Raw genomic sequence first — 15,524 nt, 5'->3', positions numbered from 1 at the left:
GTAATTGCAAATGGTAAATGTAGCAATTAATGGTTTTGGAAGAATAGGAAGATTAGCTTTAAGATTAATGATTGAAAACCCAGAATTCAACGTGGTAGCAATCAATGACTTAACAGATGCTAAGACTTTAGCTCACTTATTCAAATATGATTCAGCTCAAGGAAGATTTAACGGAGAAATCCAAGTTAAAGAAGGAGCTTTCGTAGTTAACGGAAAAGAAATAAAAGTAACTGCTGAAAGAAATCCAGCTGACCTACCTTGGAAAGAATTAAACGTAGATGTAGTATTAGAATGTACTGGATTCTTTACATCACAAGAAAAGGCTGGCTTACACTTAGAAGCTGGTGCTAAGAAAGTTGTTATCTCAGCTCCTGCAAGTGGAGATATTAAGACAGTTGTTTACAATGTAAACCAAGAAATTTTAGATGGATCAGAAACAGTTATTTCAGGTGCTTCATGTACTACAAACTGTTTAGCTCCAATGGCTAAAGTATTAAATGATAAGTTCGGAATCGAAAAAGGATTCATGACTACAATCCACGCTTACACTAATGACCAAAATACTTTAGATGGTCCTCACGCTAAGGGTGACTTAAGAAGAGCTAGAGCTGCTGCTGCAAGCATCGTTCCAAACTCAACTGGAGCTGCTAAAGCAATCGGATTAGTTATTCCAGAATTAAAAGGAAAGTTAGATGGAGGAGCTCAAAGAGTTCCAGTTATCACTGGTTCATTAACTGAATTAGTATGTAACTTAGAAAAGAAAGTTACTGCTGAAGAAATTAACGAAGCAATGAAAGCTGCTGCAAATGAATCATTTGGATATACTGAAGAACCATTAGTATCATCAGATATAATCGGAATCAGCTTTGGTTCATTATTCGATGCTACTCAAACTAAGGTTATGGAAGTTAACGGACAACAATTAGTTAAAGTTGCTTCATGGTACGACAATGAAATGTCATACACTAACCAATTAATCAGAACTTTAAAATATTTCGTTACTAGATAATTAAATATAAAAGTTTAGAATTTAATTTAAAAATCAAATTTTATATTTAGATTTTTAATGAGGACATAGTGATTGGTCTGGTTTTATAGTAAAAGCTATGAGGCCAGACCAATTTTAACATATGGCCAAATTAAACATAAATAAAGTAATTAAACTTGTTCTATTATTTAGAATAAGATTTCATTATATAAAAATTTTTTAAGAGGTGAATAAGATGAACTTCAACAAGAAGACTATCGAAGATATCGATGTTAAAGGAAAAAGAGTATTAGTAAGATGTGACTTTAACGTACCACTAAAAGATGGTGTTATAACTGATGAAAACAGATTAAATGGTGCATTACCAACAATACAATATCTAATAAAGAACGGAGCTAAAGTTATCCTTTGCTCACACTTAGGAAAAGATGCTTCAAAATCATTAGCACCAGTTGCTAAGAGATTAAGCGAAATGTTAAACCAAGAAGTAGTTTTTGCAAGAGATGAAGAAGTAGTTGGAGAAAACGCTAAGAAAGCTGTTGCTGAAATGAAAGATGGAGATGTTGTATTATTAGAAAATACAAGATGCAGAAAAGAAGAAACTAAGAATGTAGATGAATTCTCAAAAGAATTAGCTTCATTAGCAGAAATATTCGTTAATGATGCATTTGGAACTGCTCACAGAGCTCACTGCTCAACAGTTGGAGTTACTAATTACTTAGATACAGCTGTTTGTGGATACTTAATTCAAAAAGAATTAAAGTTCTTAGGAGATGCTGTAAACAACCCAGAAAGACCTTTCGTTGCTATTTTAGGTGGAGCTAAAGTTTCAGATAAAATCAACGTTATAAACAACTTATTAGAAAAAGTTGATACATTAATAATCGGTGGTGGAATGGCTTATACATTCTTAAAAGCTCAAGGATATGAAATCGGAACTTCATTAGTTGAAGCTGATAGAGTTGACTATGCTAAAGAAATGATAGAAAAAGCTGCTGCTAAGGGTGTTAAGTTCTTATTACCAGTAGATCACAGAGTTGCTGCTGAATTTAAGGATGTAGAAGCTGTAGTTACAGAAGATCAAAATATTCCAGCTGGACACATGGGATTAGATATTGGACCTAAGACAGAAGCTTTATATGCTGATGCTATAAAAGATGCTAAGACAGTTATTTGGAATGGACCAATGGGAGTATTCGAATTCGAAAACTTCAATAAAGGAACAATTGCAGTTGCTAAGGCTATGGCTGATGCAGATGCTACAACAGTTATCGGTGGAGGAGACTCAGCTGCTGCTGTTAACATTTTAGGATTTGGAGATAAGATGACTCACATCTCAACTGGTGGTGGAGCATCATTAGAATTCTTAGAAGGTAAAGTATTACCAGGAATTGAAGCTTTAAATAACTAAGATTAAAAATATAAAAGTGGCGTAAGCCACTTTTATTGATAAATTTATAGATTATAAATTATTAATTATGAGGTGAAGAAAATGAGAAGACCAATAATTGCAGGAAATTGGAAAATGCATTATACTCCAGAAGAAGCTGTTAAAGTAATTACAGAATTAAAGCCATTAGTAAAGGATGCTAACTGCGATGTAGTTATATGTCCAACTTTTGTTTGTTTAGACGCTGCTTTAAAAGCTGCTGCTGGTTCAAACATAAAGATAGGTGCTCAAAATATGCACTTTGAAGAAAAAGGAGCATTTACAGGGGAAGTAGCTCCAGGAATGCTTGAAGCTATGGGAGTTGACTATGTAGTTTTAGGACATAGTGAAAGAAGAGAATATTTCAATGAAACAGATGAAGCTTTAAACAAAAAGGTTAAAGTTGCGTTTGCTCATAACTTAACTCCAATTCTTTGCTGTGGTGAAACACTAGAACAAAGAGAAAATGGAACAACTAACGCTGTTGTTGGAGCTCAAATAAAAGCTGATTTAGAAGGCTTATCAAAAGAATTAGCAGAAAAAGTTGTTGTAGCTTATGAACCAATTTGGGCTATTGGAACTGGAAAGACTGCTACTAATGAACAAGCTAATGAAACTATAGCAGCAATAAGAGGAATACTTGCAGAAATGTTCGGTAAAGAAGTTGCTGATAAGATAAGAATCCAATACGGTGGATCAGTTAAGCCAAACACTATTAAAGATCAAATGGCTATGTCAGACATAGATGGAGCTTTAGTTGGTGGAGCTAGCTTAGTAGCATCAGATTTCTCACAAATAGTTAATTTCTAATATTTTTAATTAGAAGACTATATAATTAGAAATTTAAAGAAACTCAGCTTTGCTGAGTTTCTTTTTTAATGTACAGGAAAGTATAAAAATTTTGAAGGCTGAAAGTTAGATATTATCTAGCTTTTAGCCTTCAAATATGTTAGATTAATTAATTATAAATTAGAGGTTTAACAGATGAAAAAAGGTAAGATAAAAAGAATATTAGAAGACCATTGGAAAGAGTTTGAAAAGTTATATAAAAATAAGATTAGACCTAATGTTAAAAAGGAAGTAGAAAAAGTTTTAAAGTGTAAAGATACAAAGTATGGATTTATTGAATTGAAGTGTAATAATTGTAATACTACAAAGAGAATCGGATTTACATGTAAAAGTAGATTTTGTACTTCATGTGGAAAGATTTATACGGATAATTGGATTGATAATATGTTGGGAAATTTAATAAATGTTAGGCATAGACATATAGTTTTTACTATACCAAAAGAATTAAGAGAATTCTTTGGACTGGATAGACAAAGACTTAAGATATTGCCGAAGTGCGCAGCGAGAGCTGTTACGAGTTGGATGCATAGTTTAAATAGAAAGGAGGAATTCACACCAGGTATAGTAACTGTAATACATACATTTGGAAGAGATTTAAAGTGGAATCCTCATGTACATATGATGGTTACAGAAGGAGGGAGAGGAAATATAACAGAATGGAGGCATATAAGGCACATATCTTATGAATCATTAAGAAAAAGATGGCAAAAGGTTTTGTTAGATGAAATAACTTATATAAATGGAAATACAAAAGAAATTAAATTACTAAAAAATAAACTATATAAAGAGAAAGATAAAGGTTTTTATGTTCATGCTAAAACTGAGATAAAATCAGCGAAGACAGCAGCAAAATATGTAGGGAGATATGTGGGACGTCCTGCGATAGCGGAATCAAGGATTCTTAAATATGATGGTGAAAATGTGACTTATAAATATACTAGACATGAAGATAATAAGGTCATAGTTGAAACTGTACATGTATATGAGTTCATAAAAAGAATAATAAGACATATTCCAGAGAAAAATTTTAAAATGATAAGATACTTTGGAATTTATTCTAGAAGAAGCAAAGGAAAATTTAATTTTATAAAAATGATAGATGAAAAGATATTAAGTATAAGAAGATCTATAGCAACTTGGGAGAATAGAATACTGGCAATAAGTGGTGTAAATCCGTGTAAATGTCCTAACTGTGGTAATAAAATGAGATTTCATGATATTGTATATCCTAAATATGGGTCCATGAGGGAACGGCTGAGAATTAAGATTATAGAAGAGAATGAAGAAAAATTAGAAAAGGCTATAGAAAATTATGCTATTACTAAACGTATATTAAGTGGTAAAATAATTCCGAAAACAACTTAGTTGGAGGAAGTAAGATGAAAACAGAGGAAATATTATATATTTGTACTATTTGCGGAGCTAAAGAAAATATTCCTAAAGAAGTAGTTGAATATTTTGATGAAATGGATCAAAGCAATGTTGATGAACCACCATGCTTTTCATGTGAAAAGTGCGGAGGAGTAATGAGGCCTAAAGAGTATACTGGAGTATATGGAATAAAGTATTAATTAATAGGAAAAATATAGCATAGAACAGATATCGGTTCTATGCTTCTTAAGGTACTTAAAATTAAATTCCCGAAGGGAGCGTGGCGAAAGCCACTTTTTTATACATTTTACGACTAAATGCGAATTATTTGAAAATTAATTAAAATAATTTTTTGCAATGGTTTACTGAAGTATGTATTTAGTTGTTAGTAAGAGATAATTATAGTATAATAAAGTAGAATTTAAAGAAAGATAATATTGTATATTGTCAAATATAGATTTTTTATAATTTGGAGGGACTTATGGCGAAGAAACCTGTAATGTTAATGATATTAGATGGATTTGGAATTGCTCCAAAATCAGATGGAAATGCTGTTGAAGCTGCAAAGAAACCAAACTTTGATGCATTAGTAGAAAAATATCCTCACACTGAATTACAAGCAAGTGGATTAGAAGTTGGATTACCTGAAGGTCAAATGGGTAACTCAGAAGTTGGTCACTTAAATATTGGTGCAGGAAGAATAATATATCAAGAATTAACAAGAATCACTAAGGAAATAAAAGAAGGTGGATTCTTTAAAAATGAATCATTAAACTTAGCAATAGAAAATGCTAAAAAGAATAATTCAGCTCTTCACTTAATGGGCCTTTTATCAGATGGTGGAGTTCATTCACACATAGATCACTTAAAAGGATTATTACAATTAGCTAAAAAGGCTGAATTACAAAATGTATATGTACACTGCTTTATGGATGGTAGAGATGTTGCTCCATCATCAGGTAAAGATTTCATAGTTGAGCTTGAAAACTACATGAAAGAAATCGGAGTAGGTAAAATTGCTACAGTATCAGGAAGATACTATGCAATGGATAGAGATAATAGATGGGAAAGAGTTGAGTTAGCTTACAATGCAATGGTATTAGGAAAAGGTGAAACTGCAACATCAGCAGTAGAAGCTATAGAAAGATCATACCATGATAACAAAACTGACGAATTCGTATTACCAACAGTAGTTATGGAAGATGAAAAGCCAGTAACAACTATAAAGAATGGAGATTCAGTAATATTCTTCAACTTTAGACCTGATAGAGCTAGAGAAATAACTAGAGCTATAAACGATAAGCAATTTGATGGATTTAACAGAGAAACATTAAATTTAACTTTCGTTACAATGACTCAATATGATAAGACTTTAGAAGGTGTTTCAGTAGCTTATAGACCTGAAAGCTACTCAAATACTTTAGGTGAATATGTAGCTAGCAAGGGATTAAACCAATTAAGAATAGCTGAAACAGAAAAATATGCACACGTTACATTCTTCTTCAACGGAGGAGTTGAAAAAGAAAATGAAGGTGAAGATAGAGCTCTTATAGCATCACCAAAGGTTGCAACTTATGATTTAAAACCAGAAATGAGTGCTTATGAAGTAACAGATGAACTAATTAAGAGATTAGATTCAGATAAATATGATATGATTATATTAAACTATGCAAACCCAGATATGGTTGGTCATACAGGAGTAATAAGTGCTGCTGTAAAGGCTGTTGAAACTGTAGATGAATGCTTAGGAAAAGTAGTAAACAAAGTTTTAGAAAAAGATGGATCAGTATTTATAACAGCTGATCATGGTAATGCTGAAACTATGATAGATTTCTCAACAGGAAATCCATTTACTGCTCATACAACAGATCCAGTTCCATTTGTTTGGGTATCAAACCATACAGAAGGAAAAGGTCTTAAAGAAGGAAAGCTTGCAGATATAGCTCCAACAATGTTAACAGAAATGGGATTAGAAGTTCCAGCTGAAATGACAGGAGAATCTTTAATAGTAAATAAGTAATAAAAAAAGACGTCTGTTGTAGACGTCTTTTTTTTATTTGTGAAACAATTATTAATTTTATATTTTGATAATCAAATGATTTGACTAGGAAAATAAATCTGTGTATAATGAAATAAATAAATTTAAATAAACTAGGAGAGAAAAAATGGGGATTAAAATTATAACAGATTCTGCATGTGATTTGCCGGTAAAATATATAAAAGAAAATAATATAGAAATAGTATCATTAACAGTTAATATAAACGGAGAATTTATACCAGATGATTTAGGGCAAACTTTAAAATATGATGAATTTTATAAAATGATTAGAGAGGGAGGGATGCCTTCTACTGCTCAAGTAAATGTTGGAACTTTTGAAGAAGTATTTAAGAAATACGCAAATAAGGGAGATTCTATCATTTATATAGGATTATCATCAGCATTAAGTGGAACTTTTAATAGTGCTAACATAGCTATGCAGAGTATATTAGATGAATATCCTAATGCAGATATTTCAATAATAGATTCTTTAAGTGTATCATTAGGTGAAGGGGCTATAGTATATTATATTTGCGAAATGCTTAAAAAAGGAGAATCTAAAGAAAGTGTTGTTAAATGGGCTGAAGATAATAAGAGAAAAGTAATTCATGCCATAACAGTAGATGATTTAAACCATTTAAAAAGAGGTGGACGTATTTCAGGAGCTACAGCTGCAGTTGGAAGTTTACTTGGAATAAAACCTACTTTAATATTAGATAATGAAGGAAAGGTTATTCCAGGAGCTAAAATTAAAGGAAGAAAAAAAGCCATGAGATACTTAGTTCAAGAATTGAAAGATAAGGCAGTTAACATAGAGGAACAAGTTGTCTTTATATGTCATGCAGATTGTTTAAAAGATGCAGAGGAACTTAAAGAAATGATATTATCTGAAATTAATGTTAAAGATATTATGCTAAACTCTATAGGTGCAGTTGTAGGAACTCATGGAGGACCAGGAACTTTAGCAACAATTTTTATAGGAAAGAATAGATAATAGTAATATATGTAGAGAATACTTGATTATTAGATCTCATCAAGTATTCTTTTTTACAATAATTTACTAGATTTATATTGTTTATTTTATTAAGTTAAATTAAACTAAATTATTCAAACAATTTATAAAATAAAATTTATTCTATAAAAAAGTCAAAAAATTTGTTACAAAATTGTTGACATCCTTTACATGAGTATGTATAATAAAATCATAGCAAAGGTAAACCAGTTTACTAATTAAGTTTACTAAAATGATTTACTAAACAAAATAATGAATGTAAAATGTAGGAGGTAGTTATGAATAACAGATATGCTAATCATCCAGAGGATTCAAAAAAATACACTACAAGCGAGCTAAGAGACCATTACTTAATAGAGGAAATATTTATTGATGATAAAATAGAGCTTACTTATAGCCATGTAGATAGAATAATTTTTGGTGGTATAAAACCGGTTTATAACGAATTAAAGTTAGAAGCAGGAAAGGAAATGGGAGTTGAATATTTCCTAGAAAGAAGAGAACTTGGAATAATCAATGTAGGTGGACCAGCTATTGTAACTATAGATGGAGAAGTTTACGAATTAAATAGAAGAGATGGATTATATGTAGGAATGGGAAACAAGGAAGTAAGTTTCAAATCAGTAAATCCTAAGGACCCAGCTAAATTATATGTTAACTCAGTTCCAGCACATCATGCATATAAGACAGTAAAAATTGAAATAGAAAAAGCTAATCCAGTTAGACTTGGAGACAATTCAACATTAAATAAGAGAACAATATATCAATATGTTCATCCAAATGTTTGTGAAAGTTGTCAATTATTAATGGGATTAACAATGTTAGAACCAGGAAATGCATGGAATACAATGCCATGTCACACTCACGAAAGAAGAATGGAAGTTTACTTCTACTTCGATATGGAAGAAGATACAAGAGTATTCCACTTAATGGGAGAACCAACAGAAACAAGACATTTAGTTGTTAAAAATGAACAAGCTATAATTTCACCTAGTTGGTCAATTCATTCAGGTGTAGGTACAAGCAATTACACATTCATTTGGGGTATGTGTGGAGAAAACAAAACATTCGATGATATGGATGCAGTTTCAATGGAAACTTTAAGATAATCCAGGAGGAAGTATGATTAAGGAAATAAATGTAGAAGAAATCAAAAAAAGAGAAGAGTTTTTAAACACAAAGCTTCTAAGTAAAGAAGAAGTAAAGACAGCTATAGAAAATGCAATAAAGCAAATAGATGCTAATATGGACTATTTCAAAGATAAGTTCCCATCATCAGCAACTAAGGAAAATAAGTATGGAATCATTGAAAATATAGAATGGACAGATGGATTCTGGACAGGAATGTTATGGTTAGCTTATGAGTACACAGGAGATGAAAAGTATAGGGTTCTTGCAGAAAAAAATGTAGCGTCATTTAAAAATAGAGTAGATAAAGATATAGAAATTGATCATCATGACTTAGGATTCTTATATTCATTATCATGTGTAAGTGGATACAAATTAACAGGGTCAGAAATGGCAAAGGAAGCATCGGTAAAAGCTGCAGATAAATTAATCTCAAGATATCAAGAAAAAGGCGAATTTATTCAAGCTTGGGGTGAACTAGGAAGTAAAGACCATTATAGATTTATCATAGATTGTCTTCTAAATATTCCTTTATTATACTGGGCCTCAGATGTTACAGGAGATAATAAGTACAGAGAACTAGCAGATAAGCATTTTGTTACTTCTTGTAATAATGTTATAAGAGATGATGCTTCGGCTTTCCATACATTCTATATGGATCCTGAAACAGGAAAACCTGTAAAAGGTATTACTAGACAAGGTTATAGTGATGACTCAGCTTGGGCTAGAGGCCAAGCTTGGGGAGTATATGGAATTCCTTTAAATTATAAGAACACAAAAAATGAAGCATGTTTTAACTTATATAAAGGAATGACTAATTACTTCTTAAATAGACTTCCAAAAGATAACGTTTGTTATTGGGATTTAATATTCAACGATGGAGATGGACATTCAAAGGATTCTTCAGCAGCTGCAATAGCTGTATGTGGAATGCATGAAATGAATAAGTTTATTCCTGAAGTGGATGAGGAAAAAGAAGTATATAAATATGCAATGCATAATATTTTAAGAGCATTAATTAAAGACTATACCCATAAGGATGTGCAAGAAGGTAAACCGATTTTATTACATGGGGTTTATTCATGGCATTCAGGTAAAGGTGTAGATGAAGGAAATATATGGGGAGATTATTTCTACCTAGAAGCATTAATAAGATTCTATAAAGATTGGGAATTATATTGGTAAGAAGGAGTAATAAATATGAGTAATGTAAATATTGAAATGATGAGAATAGATCAAAGATTAATACATGGACAAGGTCAAATGTGGCTAAATGCACTTGGGGTTAATACTGTTATAGTTGCTGATGATGAAGCTAGTGAAGATAAAATACAACAAACATTAATGAAAACTGTAGTTTCAAAATCAATAGCAATGAGATTTTTCTCAATTGCACATACATGTGAAATTATACATAAGGCATCACCTAAGCAAAAGATTTTTATAGTGTGTAAAACTCCAGAAGACGCATTGAAGTTAGTAGCTGGAGGAGTGCCTGTTAAAGAAATAAACATAGGTAATATTCACAATGCTGAAGGAAAAACTCAAGTTACACGTTCAATTTATTTAGGAAAAGAAGATAAGGCTGCACTAAAGGAATTATCACAAAAATATGATATAAAATTCAATACAAAGACAACACCTTCAGGTAATGACGGAGCGCTACAAGTAGATATTACAAAATATTTAGATTAATATTGTAAACCTTAAAATGAAACTAACCTGCTAAAGAAATTTAGCAGGTATAGATAAAAATTTAATTATATGGAGGGGAAATTCATATGGAAATCACTTTACTTCAATGTATTCTGATTGGATTATGGACAGCGTTCTGTCTATCAGGTATGTTACTTGGAATTTATTCAAATCGTTGTATTATTTTATCATTTGGTGTAGGTATTATCTTAGGAGATATTCCAACAGCTTTAGCAATGGGAGCTGTATCAGAAATTGCATTTATGGGATTCGGTGTTGGTGCCGGTGGAACAGTGCCACCTAACCCAATGGGACCTGGAATAATTGGTACATTGATGGCTATTACAATGAAGGGTCAAGGAATGGACCCGGCTACAGCATTAGCATTATCTTTCCCATTTGCAGTAGCATTCCAATTCTTAATTACAGCTACATATACAGTAGTTTCAGGATCAAGTGAATTTGCTAAAAAGTCAATTCAAAAAGGTCATTTTACACAGTTTAGAATTGCAGCTAATTCTACAGTTTGGGTATTAGCATTAGTTGGATTTATCATAGGATTTGCAGGAGCTTATAGTGTAGACGGACTAAAGGCAGTTGTAGAAATGATACCAGCATGGTTAATCACAGGATTATCAGTAGCAGGTAAGATGTTACCAGCTATCGGATTTGCAATGATTTTATCAGTTATGGCTAAGATTGAATTAATACCATTTGTATTACTAGGATATGTATGTGTAGCATACTTAAATCTACCAGTAATCGGTATAGCATTCGTAGGAACAACATTTGCATTACTAGAATACTTCAGAAAAAACAATAAAAATAATTCAAATAATGAATCAGTGGAAGAAGAGGAGGTTGTGTTTGAAGATGGAATCTAAAGCAGTTTTAACGAGAAAAGACTATTTAAGAACAAGTTTAAGAGCATTCTGGTTACAAAATGGTTTTAACTATGGTAACTATCAAGGTTTAGGATATGCAAATATCTTATATCCATCATTAAGAAAGATATATAGAAATAATGAAGAAGAATTAAAAAATGCGTTAACTGACAACATAGAATTCTTCAACTCAAACCCACACTTCTTACCATTTATCACAAGCTTACATTTAGTAATGCTTGAATCAGGAAGAACATCAGATGAAGCTAGATCAATTAAGATGGCTTTAATGGGACCTTTATCAGGTATTGGTGATTCATTATCACAATTCTGTTTAGCACCATTATTTTCAACAATAGCAGCTTCATTAGCACAAGATGGAATGATTGCAGGACCAATCTTATTCTTCTTAGCAATGAACGGTATATTATTAACTATTAAGTTATTAACCGGTTTATATGGTTATAAACTAGGAACTAGTATTATTGAAACATTAAGCGATAAGATGTCTCAAATATCAGCAGTAGCTAGTATGATAGGTGTTACAGTTATTTCAGGATTAGCAGTATCTTTCGTTAAGATAAACATTCCTATCAAATATGTAGCAACTATGCCAGATGGAGCTGAAAATGTAGTTTCAATACAAACAATGCTAGATAAAATAGCACCAGCTTTATTACCAGCTATATTTACAATAATAGTATTCTATTTAATTAAGAAACGTAAATGGACAACTTATCATTTAGTTATATTAACAATAGTAATAGGTATTATTGGATCAGTACTAGGAATATTAGCATAATAGATAAATAAAATAAAATCACTAAAGAAAAGTAAGTTACACTACTGATTCTAGTTAGTTGTGTAACTTACTCTCATAAATAAGATATATAAACATTAAACTGAGGGGATGAGCGATATGAAAATATTAGTAGTAGGACACGGAGAATATGCAACAGGAATTAAATCAGCAATAAAATTATTAACAGGCGTAGATGAAAATATAGATGCAATAAACCTTAATAATGATTTAACACATGAAGATTTTACAACTATGATTAAAAAGTACGTAAAAGAAAATAATGAATTAATAATATTTGCAGATATTACTGGTGGAGCACCATTCCAAATAACTTCAAGAGAAGTATTATTAAATGAAGAATCTCAAGATCAATATGTTATAGGCGGAGTTTCTGTAGCTTGTATTCTTGATATAGTTATGAATACAGTAGTTATTGGTTCAGGAGATGATACAAGAAAAATAATAGATAACGCAGTTGAAGGTTTAAAAGATATGGCATCAGTTATGTGTAGAAAGGATTTAATGGATTAATATCATGAGTAATGGATTATTAGGAGTTATAATTTTTCTAGCTGCTTATCCAATCATAATATCAATGATTATGCCAATAATCAATAAAAAGAAAATTAGACAACAAGAAGAAAAAAGAGACGAATATTTAAATACTTTAAAGATTAAAGACAAAGTAGTTACTATATCTGGTATTTATGGAACCATTAAAGGTATCCAGAATAATATTGTAAGATTAGAAGTGGCTAAAAATGTAGAAATAGAAATAGACAAAGCCAGCATAATGGTGACTTTGAAGTAGTAAGGAGATGGAGATAAATGAATAACAATAACAAATTTTCACTAGATTTCTTTAACTTAGAAGGTAAGGTAGCTATCGTAACAGGTGGTAATACAGGATTAGGAATGGCTTATGTAGAAGCATTAGCAGCAGCAGGCGCTGATCTTTTTGTAACAACATTTGATAATAATGTAGAAGAAATAAAAGGTATAGTAGAAGGTTTAGGAAGAAGAATAGTTTTCATACAAGGAGACTTAACTAAAAAAGAATTTGTTGAAGAAGTAGTTGATACTTGTGTGAAAGAATATGGAAAAGTAGATATTTTAGTTAATAATGCAGGAACTATTAGAAGAGCTCCTTTATTAGAATATAAAGATGAAGACTGGGAAGCAGTTATGAATATCAACCTAAATGCTGTTTATCACTTATCAAAGAAAGTAGCTAAAATAATGGTAGAACAAAAATCAGGTAAAATAATAAATATAGCATCAATGCTATCATTCCAAGGTGGAAAATTTGTACCACCATATACAGCAAGTAAACATGGGGTAGTAGGTATCACTAAAGCTTTTGCTAATGAATTAGCAGTACACAATGTACAAATCAATGCAATGGCTCCAGGATATATAAAGACGGCTAATACAGCTCCAATTAGAGCTGATGAAAATAGAAATAAAGAAATTCTTTCAAGAATACCAACTGAAAGATGGGGAGAAGTTTCAGATTTAATGGGAACTGTTGTATTCCTATCAAGTAAAGCATCTGACTATATAAATGGTCACGTTATAGCAATAGATGGTGGATGGTTAGCAAGATGATAAATAAAGTAAAGGTATTAAAAGGATTAGAAGAAGAGGCTTTTGTATTAGTGTTAAGAACTAATACATGTGAGGAAGGAATAGATGTTGCAAAAGCCGCAATAGAAGGTGGATGCAATATTATAGAAGTTACATTTACAATTCCAAACGCAAGTACTGTAATTACAGAACTTTGCAAAGATAAAAAAGAGGGAGTAGTTATTGGAGCAGGTACAGTACTTGATTCAGAAACAGCTAGAATAGCAATTCTTGCAGGAGCTGAATTTATTGTAAGTCCAAGCTTTAATAAGGAAACTGCTACTCTTTGTAACAGATATGGAGTTCCTTATATTCCAGGATGTTTTACAGTTAGGGAAATAGTAGAAGCTAGAGAAATGGGCGCTGATGTAATAAAGCTATTCCCAGGATCAGCATTTAAACCATCAATTGTAAAAGATTTTAAAGCTCCAATTAAAGGCCTAAGTATTATGGTTTCAGGGGGAGTAAGTTTCGATAATATGGAAGAATGGTTTAAATATGGATGTGATGTTGTTAGTATAGGAAGTGCCATAGTTAACTTAAAGGATCCAAAAGTTGTAAAAGAGGAAACTAGAAAATATATAGATAGAGTAAAAGAAATAAAAAAATAATGAGGTAGGAAATGAGCACAGTTTTAGTATTAGGAGAAGTATTATTAAGATTAACTCCACCAAATAATTTGAAAATAAGCCAAGCAAATACACTAGATATTTGCTTTGGAGGTGCAGAGGCTAATGTGGCTGTAGGTTTAAGTCATTTAGGAGTTAATACTAGAATCCTAACATGTCTGCCTCCAAATGAATTAGGTGAGTCTGCAAAAGGTTTTCTAAAATCTCATAGTGTTGACTGTGATAATATAGTGATAAAAGGTGAGAGATTGGGGCTGTACTATTATGAAGAAGGTTGCTCATCAAGAAAAGCAAACGTAATATACGATAGAAAGTATTCTTCAATTACAGAATTAAAATATGAAGATATTAATGTAGATGAAGTTTTAAAAGATGTTAAGCTTTTACATGTATCAGGAATTACATTTGGTTTAAATGATGAAGTCAGAGAAGTAGCGGCTAGAATTATTGAAGAAGCTAAATCAAAAAACATAAAAATTAGTGTTGATTTAAATTATAGATCCAAATTATTTAAAAGTTATGAGGAATTTGTATCTATAATGAAGCCTATAGTTAAAGATAGTTATTTATGTTTCGGATGGTTAAGTAGAGATGTTAAAAACTTTAAGGTTTTAGATCCATCAGCTGTAGAAGTAACTGATGAAATGTTAATAGATCAGTTTAAGTATATGACAGAAGATTTAAATGTAAAAAATGTAGCAACTACATTAAGAACAGGTACACCATATAATTATCATTCACTAACAGGCGTATTATTTGATGGAGATAAGCTTTATAGATCATCTAAATATGAATTTAGTATGATATCAAGAATTGGTGGTGGAGATGCATTTGCAGCAGGTGCAATTAAGGGATTAATTTCAGAAGTGAATAATATGCAAGAAATTATAGAATTTGCAACAGCTACAGCAGTATTGAAGCAAACTCAAATAGGAGATGTAAGCTTATCGACTATTACGGAAGTAGAAGAGTTAATGAATAATAAGAATTTAGGAAGCGTAAACAGATAGTTTATGATTAAAAAGAGCTACTTGAAATTTCAAATTCAAGTAGCTTTTTTAGTAAAGGAGAAG

The 15,524-nt window shown here is 31.2% G+C and carries 17 protein-coding genes; all 17 read left to right on the top strand.

Annotated elements, in window-relative coordinates:
- The first annotated feature begins 10 nt into the window (after positions 1 to 10).
- The 17 genes from gap (at position 11) to CP523_RS03910 (ending at position 15,461) form a co-directional block, all read left to right on the top strand.
- The gene (gene gap / locus CP523_RS03990; protein WP_066679262.1) at positions 11 to 1,009 is read left to right on the top strand and encodes a type I glyceraldehyde-3-phosphate dehydrogenase; all 999 of its coding nucleotides are present in this window, start codon (positions 11 to 13) and stop codon (positions 1,007 to 1,009) included.
- Positions 1,010 to 1,223: 214 nt separating this feature from the next.
- Complete coding sequence (locus CP523_RS03985) at positions 1,224 to 2,399, top strand: phosphoglycerate kinase (RefSeq protein ID WP_066679263.1); 1,176 nt, start codon at positions 1,224 to 1,226, stop codon at positions 2,397 to 2,399.
- 81 nt (positions 2,400 to 2,480) lie between these two features.
- The gene (gene tpiA, locus CP523_RS03980; RefSeq protein WP_066679264.1) at positions 2,481 to 3,227 is read left to right on the top strand and encodes a triose-phosphate isomerase; all 747 of its coding nucleotides are present in this window, start codon (positions 2,481 to 2,483) and stop codon (positions 3,225 to 3,227) included.
- 174 nt (positions 3,228 to 3,401) lie between these two features.
- On the top strand, positions 3,402 to 4,631 hold the full coding sequence (locus tag CP523_RS03975) for an IS91 family transposase (protein ID WP_120140379.1): 1,230 nt from the start codon (positions 3,402 to 3,404) through the stop codon (positions 4,629 to 4,631).
- A 14-nt stretch (positions 4,632 to 4,645) separates the two neighbouring features.
- A complete protein-coding gene (locus CP523_RS03970) occupies positions 4,646 to 4,837 on the top strand; it encodes a hypothetical protein (protein ID WP_066677279.1) in 192 nt (63 codons plus the stop codon).
- 281 nt (positions 4,838 to 5,118) lie between these two features.
- Positions 5,119 to 6,657: a 2,3-bisphosphoglycerate-independent phosphoglycerate mutase gene (gene gpmI, locus CP523_RS03965; protein ID WP_066675535.1), complete on the top strand. Its 1,539-nt coding sequence runs from the start codon at positions 5,119 to 5,121 to the stop codon at positions 6,655 to 6,657.
- 145 nt (positions 6,658 to 6,802) lie between these two features.
- Positions 6,803 to 7,669 (top strand): DegV family protein, encoded by an 867-nt coding sequence (locus CP523_RS03960; RefSeq protein ID WP_120140505.1) that lies wholly within the window; start codon positions 6,803 to 6,805, stop codon positions 7,667 to 7,669.
- 296 nt (positions 7,670 to 7,965) lie between these two features.
- The gene (gene kduI / locus CP523_RS03955) at positions 7,966 to 8,796 is read left to right on the top strand and encodes a 5-dehydro-4-deoxy-D-glucuronate isomerase (RefSeq protein ID WP_120140504.1); all 831 of its coding nucleotides are present in this window, start codon (positions 7,966 to 7,968) and stop codon (positions 8,794 to 8,796) included.
- Positions 8,797 to 8,809: 13 nt separating this feature from the next.
- Entirely contained in the window at positions 8,810 to 10,000 is a 1,191-nt protein-coding gene (locus CP523_RS03950) for a glycoside hydrolase family 88 protein (RefSeq protein WP_066675526.1), read from the top strand.
- A gap of 15 nt (positions 10,001 to 10,015) precedes the next feature.
- Positions 10,016 to 10,510: a PTS sugar transporter subunit IIB gene (locus CP523_RS03945; protein ID WP_066675524.1), complete on the top strand. Its 495-nt coding sequence runs from the start codon at positions 10,016 to 10,018 to the stop codon at positions 10,508 to 10,510.
- A gap of 86 nt (positions 10,511 to 10,596) precedes the next feature.
- The gene (locus CP523_RS03940) at positions 10,597 to 11,394 is read left to right on the top strand and encodes a PTS mannose/fructose/sorbose/N-acetylgalactosamine transporter subunit IIC (protein WP_066675522.1); all 798 of its coding nucleotides are present in this window, start codon (positions 10,597 to 10,599) and stop codon (positions 11,392 to 11,394) included.
- Positions 11,384 to 12,196, top strand: coding sequence for a PTS system mannose/fructose/sorbose family transporter subunit IID (locus tag CP523_RS03935; protein WP_066675521.1), 813 nt, complete (start codon positions 11,384 to 11,386; stop codon positions 12,194 to 12,196). The genes CP523_RS03940 and CP523_RS03935 overlap by 11 nt, the downstream gene beginning before the upstream one ends.
- A 117-nt stretch (positions 12,197 to 12,313) precedes the next feature.
- On the top strand, positions 12,314 to 12,727 hold the full coding sequence (locus CP523_RS03930) for a PTS sugar transporter subunit IIA (RefSeq protein WP_066675519.1): 414 nt from the start codon (positions 12,314 to 12,316) through the stop codon (positions 12,725 to 12,727).
- Positions 12,728 to 12,731: 4 nt separating this feature from the next.
- The gene (yajC, locus tag CP523_RS03925; protein ID WP_120140503.1) at positions 12,732 to 13,007 is read left to right on the top strand and encodes a preprotein translocase subunit YajC; all 276 of its coding nucleotides are present in this window, start codon (positions 12,732 to 12,734) and stop codon (positions 13,005 to 13,007) included.
- A gap of 17 nt (positions 13,008 to 13,024) precedes the next feature.
- The gene (gene kduD / locus CP523_RS03920) at positions 13,025 to 13,804 is read left to right on the top strand and encodes a 2-dehydro-3-deoxy-D-gluconate 5-dehydrogenase KduD (protein WP_066675516.1); all 780 of its coding nucleotides are present in this window, start codon (positions 13,025 to 13,027) and stop codon (positions 13,802 to 13,804) included.
- On the top strand, positions 13,801 to 14,433 hold the full coding sequence (locus CP523_RS03915) for a bifunctional 2-keto-4-hydroxyglutarate aldolase/2-keto-3-deoxy-6-phosphogluconate aldolase (protein WP_205687126.1): 633 nt from the start codon (positions 13,801 to 13,803) through the stop codon (positions 14,431 to 14,433). The genes kduD and CP523_RS03915 overlap by 4 nt, the downstream gene beginning before the upstream one ends.
- 11 nt (positions 14,434 to 14,444) lie before the next feature.
- Positions 14,445 to 15,461: a sugar kinase gene (locus tag CP523_RS03910; RefSeq protein ID WP_066675514.1), complete on the top strand. Its 1,017-nt coding sequence runs from the start codon at positions 14,445 to 14,447 to the stop codon at positions 15,459 to 15,461.
- Positions 15,462 to 15,524: the final 63 nt, after the last annotated feature.

This window comes from Clostridium septicum, from assembly GCF_003606265.1.
In the GTDB taxonomy this organism is placed as follows: domain Bacteria; phylum Bacillota; class Clostridia; order Clostridiales; family Clostridiaceae; genus Clostridium; species Clostridium septicum.
The sequence above is the reverse complement of the archived record's forward strand: the minus strand, read 5'-3'. Positions and strand labels throughout refer to the sequence as shown.

What these genes read in the sequence shown, in the direction of transcription:
- gap (WP_066679262.1), top strand. Translation starts at nt 11, where the DNA reads ATGGTAAATGTAGCAATTAATGGTTTTGGAAGAATAGGAAGATTAGCT.
- CP523_RS03985 (WP_066679263.1), top strand. Translation starts at nt 1,224, where the DNA reads ATGAACTTCAACAAGAAGACTATCGAAGATATCGATGTTAAAGGAAAA.
- tpiA (WP_066679264.1), top strand. Translation starts at nt 2,481, where the DNA reads ATGAGAAGACCAATAATTGCAGGAAATTGGAAAATGCATTATACTCCA.
- CP523_RS03975 (WP_120140379.1), top strand. Translation starts at nt 3,402, where the DNA reads ATGAAAAAAGGTAAGATAAAAAGAATATTAGAAGACCATTGGAAAGAG.
- CP523_RS03970 (WP_066677279.1), top strand. Translation starts at nt 4,646, where the DNA reads ATGAAAACAGAGGAAATATTATATATTTGTACTATTTGCGGAGCTAAA.
- gpmI (WP_066675535.1), top strand. Translation starts at nt 5,119, where the DNA reads ATGGCGAAGAAACCTGTAATGTTAATGATATTAGATGGATTTGGAATT.
- CP523_RS03960 (WP_120140505.1), top strand. Translation starts at nt 6,803, where the DNA reads ATGGGGATTAAAATTATAACAGATTCTGCATGTGATTTGCCGGTAAAA.
- kduI (WP_120140504.1), top strand. Translation starts at nt 7,966, where the DNA reads ATGAATAACAGATATGCTAATCATCCAGAGGATTCAAAAAAATACACT.
- CP523_RS03950 (WP_066675526.1), top strand. Translation starts at nt 8,810, where the DNA reads ATGATTAAGGAAATAAATGTAGAAGAAATCAAAAAAAGAGAAGAGTTT.
- CP523_RS03945 (WP_066675524.1), top strand. Translation starts at nt 10,016, where the DNA reads ATGAGTAATGTAAATATTGAAATGATGAGAATAGATCAAAGATTAATA.
- CP523_RS03940 (WP_066675522.1), top strand. Translation starts at nt 10,597, where the DNA reads ATGGAAATCACTTTACTTCAATGTATTCTGATTGGATTATGGACAGCG.
- CP523_RS03935 (WP_066675521.1), top strand. Translation starts at nt 11,384, where the DNA reads ATGGAATCTAAAGCAGTTTTAACGAGAAAAGACTATTTAAGAACAAGT.
- CP523_RS03930 (WP_066675519.1), top strand. Translation starts at nt 12,314, where the DNA reads ATGAAAATATTAGTAGTAGGACACGGAGAATATGCAACAGGAATTAAA.
- yajC (WP_120140503.1), top strand. Translation starts at nt 12,732, where the DNA reads ATGAGTAATGGATTATTAGGAGTTATAATTTTTCTAGCTGCTTATCCA.
- kduD (WP_066675516.1), top strand. Translation starts at nt 13,025, where the DNA reads ATGAATAACAATAACAAATTTTCACTAGATTTCTTTAACTTAGAAGGT.
- CP523_RS03915 (WP_205687126.1), top strand. Translation starts at nt 13,801, where the DNA reads ATGATAAATAAAGTAAAGGTATTAAAAGGATTAGAAGAAGAGGCTTTT.
- CP523_RS03910 (WP_066675514.1), top strand. Translation starts at nt 14,445, where the DNA reads ATGAGCACAGTTTTAGTATTAGGAGAAGTATTATTAAGATTAACTCCA.